Annotated in this window: 3 protein-coding genes and 1 pseudogene; 3 read left to right on the forward strand and 1 reads right to left on the reverse strand. The window is 43.8% G+C overall.

All coding sequences use genetic code 11. The annotated features are described in order from the left end of the window. Nucleotides 1–112 precede the first annotated feature (112 nt). Together B9J87_RS16005 and B9J87_RS16010 are read left to right on the forward strand one after the other, a co-directional pair. Nucleotides 113–1,330 carry a ParA family protein gene (locus B9J87_RS16005; RefSeq protein WP_026027506.1) on the forward strand — a complete coding sequence of 406 codons (1,218 nt, stop codon included), beginning with the start codon at nucleotides 113–115 and terminating at the stop codon, nucleotides 1,328–1,330. A gap of 7 nt (nucleotides 1,331–1,337) precedes the next feature. Next, nucleotides 1,338–2,319 (forward strand): annotated as a pseudogene (locus tag B9J87_RS16010) (ParB/RepB/Spo0J family partition protein). 72 nt (nucleotides 2,320–2,391) lie between these two features. Here B9J87_RS16010 and B9J87_RS16015 read toward each other — a convergent pair. Continuing rightward, nucleotides 2,392–3,426 (reverse strand): ABC transporter substrate-binding protein, encoded by a 1,035-nt coding sequence (locus tag B9J87_RS16015; protein WP_017044942.1) that lies wholly within the window; start codon nucleotides 3,424–3,426, stop codon nucleotides 2,392–2,394. A gap of 173 nt (nucleotides 3,427–3,599) precedes the next feature. Here B9J87_RS16015 and B9J87_RS16020 point away from each other — a divergent pair, with 173 nt between their 5' ends. Further along, complete coding sequence (locus B9J87_RS16020; protein WP_094151693.1) at nucleotides 3,600–5,663, forward strand: tRNA(Met) cytidine acetyltransferase TmcA; 2,064 nt, start codon at nucleotides 3,600–3,602, stop codon at nucleotides 5,661–5,663. Nucleotides 5,664–5,828 lie beyond the last annotated feature (165 nt).

The following is a 5,828-nucleotide window of genomic DNA, read 5'->3' on the forward strand; positions in this document are numbered from 1 at the left end:
ATGTTTTTCTATTTATTGTGATATTAATCTAAAAGTGAATGTTCACCTTTTTGTTGAGTATTAAATTGTTTGCTGTACAATCTGCGTTAGGTACTTATTATGGAATTTGGCAATGAAAAGAGAACAAACCATAGCGAATCTCTACCAGCTCGCCGAGCAAACTCAACAGGTGCAAGCTGACCGAATTGAAATTGTTTTAGAAGAACGTAGTGATGACCATTTCCCAGCGATGTCAAAAGCGCTAATGGAAACTCGTTCAGGTTTAACACGCCGTAAGCTAGATGATGCCATTTCCAAAATGGAACAAGCTGGCCATCAATTTACTAAAAACAATGCTAATCACTATTCAATTTCTTTAGCGGAAGCCCACATGCTCATGGATGCCGCTGGTGTGCCTAAGTTCCACCAAAGGAAAAAGCATGGTGATCATAAGCCTTGGGTCATCAATGTTCAGAACCAAAAGGGGGGGACAGGTAAATCAATGACGGCTGTCCATCTAGCCGCGTGCCTCGCCCTGAATTTGGATCAGCGTTACCGTATCTGCTTGATTGACTTAGATCCGCAAGGTTCATTACGGCTATTTCTCAACCCGCAAATAAGTTTATCAGAGCACAGTAATATCTATTCTGCCGTTGATATTATGTTAGACAACGTGCCTGAAGACACTGAAGTGGACAAGGCGTTCTTACATAAGAACGTGATGTTGCCAACCCAATATCCCAATTTAAAAACCATCTCTGCATTTCCTGAAGATGCAATGTTTAACGCAGAAGCGTGGCAGTATCTTTCGCAAAATCAATCGCTTGATATTGTTCGACTGCTGAAAGAGAAACTTATCGATAAGATTGGCGATGATTTTGACATCATTATGATTGATACTGGCCCACACGTTGATCCATTGGTATGGAATGCAATGTATGCTTCCAATGCATTACTGATCCCGTGCGCGGCTAAGCGATTAGATTGGGCGTCAACCGTCAATTTCTTTCAACACCTTCCTACGGTTTATGAAATGTTTCCAGAAGATTGGAAAGGGTTAGAATTTGTACGTTTGATGCCGACGATGTTTGAAGATGATAATAAAAAGCAAGTCTCGGTATTAACGGAAATGAATTACCTGTTGGGTGATCAAGTCATGATGGCGACGATTCCGCGTAGCCGAGCATTTGAAACCTGTGCTGACACCTACAGCACCGTTTTTGATCTCACCACCAGCGATTTTGAAGGTGGTAAAAAGACGCTAGCGACTGCGCAAGACGCTGTGCAAAAAAGTGCACTGGAGCTTGAGCGAGTGCTTCACAGTCATTGGTCATCACTAAATCAGGGGTAAGTAAAACATGGCAATTAAAACGTCTGAACTAAATGCGAAACTGTTTGGTAAAGCGAATAAGCGACGTGCAACCACCCCGCAAGAAGCCCAAACGGCAGCGAAAGAACAAGCGCAAATCATCGAATTGGCGGTTGCGGGAGAAGAGTTAGTCACTTTCGAACTGGTCAAGATTCCCGCTGATCAAGTAGCGGAAAAGACGATTGTTTTTACGCAGAATGCGCGTGAACAAGCTTTTCTGAATGAGCATGCTCTATCTGATGTATTGAGTACATTACGCGAGCGTGGCCAGCAATATCCTGCGGTTGGTCGTAAAACCGCTGGGGGCAAAATTGAAGTCCTTGATGGCAGCCGTCGTCGAATGTCTTGTATCTTGGCGGGTAAAGAATTTTTGGTTTATGTCGCTGAAGACATAAACTCGGAACATGCGAAGTTTCTTTCGGATGTGGCAAACGCGCACAAGCCGCTTTCTCTTTATGAGAAGGGTAAAGAGATGCAAGCGAAGCTGGATAACGGTGAAGCGGAAGACCAAAAAGCTTTAGCCAAGATATTTCAGTGCAGTGAGGCCCTAGTAAGTGGTGCTCTAAAAGCAGCGGCTTTGCCACTTGAGCTATTGCAAGCTTATCCAAATGTGGTTGAATTAGGCCGTCCAACCATAGTTAAATTACATAAACAATTTAATGAACTCGATGCAAAGCAACAAGCAAATTTGTTGGAAAAGTGTCAATCTGAAGATGGATTTGTTTGGCAGCGTAGTAGCGCGTAGTAGCGTACAAGGTGTTGCCCGATTGACGAAAGAAGTCACAGAGACAATTGAGTCTTGGATACAAGAGTTATTGCCACCTAAACGCACTGAGCATGTAAAAATTGATCTGATCAAAGGTCGCGCAAGTTACAGTCGTAAAGGCAGTAATTTAGCGCTTAATTTGAAAAAGGTGGATGATGCTACGGTGCAAGAAATATTAGATTTTATTCAATCTAAGCTTGATTAAGCATCCATCATGTAAAGAATAAAAAACCCGCCACGGCGGGTTTTTTAGTAACTAAGTCTATTCAGTTCGAATCTATTGATTTCTTAAACGCTGCCAGTATTTTTCGTAGATAGCGAGCGCTTCAGGCCCAACATCATTAATGAATTCCCCTTTAGCCATATCTTCATCGGCTGGAAAAATCGTTGGATTGTCGCGAAGTTCTGCTGGAAGCAACGCTCGGCCGCTTTTTGTTGCCGATGCATAACCTAAGCTATTCACAATCTCAGCTTGGTTCTCTGCTTGATACATGAAGTTGATGAATTTATGCGCCAACGCTTTGTTGTTGCTGCCTGATGGAATAGTAAAGTTATCCATCCACAAGACTGCGCCTTCTTCCGGCATTACAAATTTTAGCTCTGGCATCTCAACTTGGCCTTGGTAGGCATTCCCGTTCCATTGCATCCCTAACGCTGCTTCACCTGAGACATAAGGCACATGTGGCGCATCAGAGTTATACAACAGTACATTATCTTTTAATGCGACCAATGATTGGTAGGCTTTTTCAATCTCTTTTTCATTTTTTGTATTAATACTGAAGCCATTTAAGATCAGCGCCATACCAAAGACATCGCGAATATCGTCAATCAGCATCACTTGTTGGCTATATTTCTTATCCCACAAATCAGCCCAGCGAGAGACACCTTCTGGTACTAATGCTTCGTTATAGCTGAGGCCAGTGATCCCCCAAATATAGGGCAGGGAATAACTATTTTTGGGGTCGTGTGCTTGGCCGAGTAGTGAAGGCATGGCATCTTTCATGTTCGGGATTTGTGCATGATCCAGCTCGGTTAGTAACCCTTCACGTCCCATTTTTTCAATGAAATACGCTGAGGCAAAAACCACATCATAACCGCCACCTTTGAGCAACTTGAGCTTGGTATACATTGACTCGTTATTTTCAAAGGTCGAATAGTTAATCGTTACCCCTTCCTGCTGCTCAAACTGCTTGAGGGATTTTTCTGGAAGATATCCTCCCCATGCATAAACGTTGAGTGTTTTGTTGTCTGCGCTTACGTGTGAAGAAGTTAGAGCTGCTGCCAAAACCAATCCTTTGATGAAAGTTTTCATTGCATTTGAATTCCTTAAATAGCCCAGAAGTGTACTGGGGTGTAGGTGAATAATTAGTTAAAAATGGTCACGATTAAAGCAAATATAATTTGTCGTAAAGAAAAATATTTTTAACGACGCACAGTGATTATAGCGGCTGTGCTACCATTGCGTTTCAGCGAGGTGGCGTAAATATGAACATGATAGCGGCTTATTTAGATGATTTGATGGTGCAGGCTGAGAATAGCCTATGGCGTATGGGGCTCTTAATCCGTGGTGAGCCTCAATGGCAACAACACGTGCTTATGCATTTTCTCGCAAAAAATGAGGGGCAAGCCATATTTCAGTTAGGCGGAGAACCGTTACCATGCGTTCGTTATGCCCCCTTCAACAAAGGGCAGCAGTTTCTTGGTCAAGAATGCCATTTACTTATTTGTGATAATCACCATGGTTTTGATGCGAACAGTTTCAGTGCTGCGCTGGGTTCACTGGTCGGTGGTGGGTTACTGTTGATCATTGAAGCCCCTCAGCGTAACGACTCTTTTGCTGAGAGCTGGTTAACGCGAGCGTTCGAACAGCTTGTTGTTATAGAACAGAATCAACCTTGCCCTCCTTTACCCGTTTATCCACGAGTCAGTTCTCAATCACCGATTTATGAACAGCAAGTTGATGCGGTTTCAGCAATTCTTCGTGTGATGGATGGGCATCGCAAGCGACCATTGGTTCTCACTGCCGATCGGGGACGAGGGAAAAGCAGTGCGCTTGGTATTGCTGCGGCTAAATTGATGGCGTCTCGTTCATTAGATATTGTGGTCACGGCACCCTCAATCCATGCCGTAGCGCCGATATTTGAACATGCGGCTAAAGGTTTAGCAGGCGCTCACGTCACCAGACAATCCCTTACTTGGCAAAACTCGTCATTGACGTTTGTGGCACCGGATGAGCTGATTTTGCATCGGCCACAGTGTGATCTCCTATTGGTAGATGAAGCGGCCGCGCTGCCTTTATCAATGTTAAAAAACTGGGTTGAACACTATCATCGTGCGGTCTTCTCTACCACCATTCATGGCTACGAAGGGTGTGGGAGAGGGTTCACGCTTAAGTTTCAAACTTGGTTAGCACACCATCGGACTGGGACTCGAACTCTCCATTTAGATCAACCGATCCGTTGGCGTCAGGGTGATCCGTTAGAAGCGTGGCATTACGATACTTTCCTCCTTCGCTATGATTTAGCTACATTGCCGACGATGACATCAGAACAGTTAGCGACACTTAACATTGAGCATCTGGATAAGGCTCAACTCATTGCCAACCCGACACGCTTAGCCGCTATTTTTTCGTTATTAGTGAATGCTCATTACCAGACATCACCGAACGATCTATTTCATTTTTTAGCGGACGATAAAGTTCAGCTAGTTGCTGCAATGGTAGGCGAGGTTTGTGTCGGTTGTTTGCTGACAGTACGTGAAGGTGGGCTTTGTAACGCTTTAGTGGAAGAGATCCAACGAGGAAAGCGACGTCCTAAAGGTCATCTAGTTCCTGTTTGCTTAGCTAATCAAGTTGGTATTACGCAGGCAGCGCAGAGTGTTTGTCAGCGCATCATGCGTATTGCAGTTCATCCCGAATTACAAAATCAAGGGTTGGGCAGCCGCTTGATTGAAGCGTGCATGTTGGAAAATGATGCCGACTATTTAGCGACGAGTTTTGGCGTAACGAGCGATTTAATGGTTTTTTGGGCTAAGAACCAATTTGTTCCGATAAAACTAGGGAGCCACAGAGACAGTGCGAGCGGCTGTTTTTCCTTAATCATGGTCCAAGCGAAAAAATTGGATTGGTTAACTCGGGCAGAACAGATTTTCGAACAGCATTTCATTTTCTCGCTATCTGATTCTTTGCAAAGTTTAGAGCCGGCTTTGGTTCGGACCATCTTGTCATTGGTCCGAGATCGTGTCGCATGCGCGGATTCAAATGAAGTTAATTTCCTACCTTATTCATTGCTACGTTGTTACGCACAAGGCGGTGCGGATTATGAGAGTGTGAGTGTATGGATTCATCGGCTAATTACTTCATTGGATAAAGCTGCTCTATCACTGTTATCTGATGTACTTATTGCCAAAGTATTGCAAAGGAAAAGCTGGCAAGAGTGTGCCAGTCAATTAAACCTCACTGGACGGAAAATGATTGAGGCTACCCTCCGTCATGACCTCAACCGACTGTTAGGTGATTTACAGTGTAAAGTGGACCATTCAACGCAATGAACCACACTCAATTTACACTGTAAAGCGTGAATAATGTAAGAGCAGACACCTTCTCCAGATGTACTGTGCTTGTCATATGACAAAAAAGTCCTACTACTTACGTCTTAAGAGTAGGATTTTTTTGTTCTAGTCACAGAATAAAAAAATCCAAACTATATTAATGAG

Source organism: Vibrio sp. V19_P1S1T109 (genome assembly GCF_002241375.1).
Lineage (GTDB): Bacteria > Pseudomonadota > Gammaproteobacteria > Enterobacterales > Vibrionaceae > Vibrio > Vibrio anguillarum.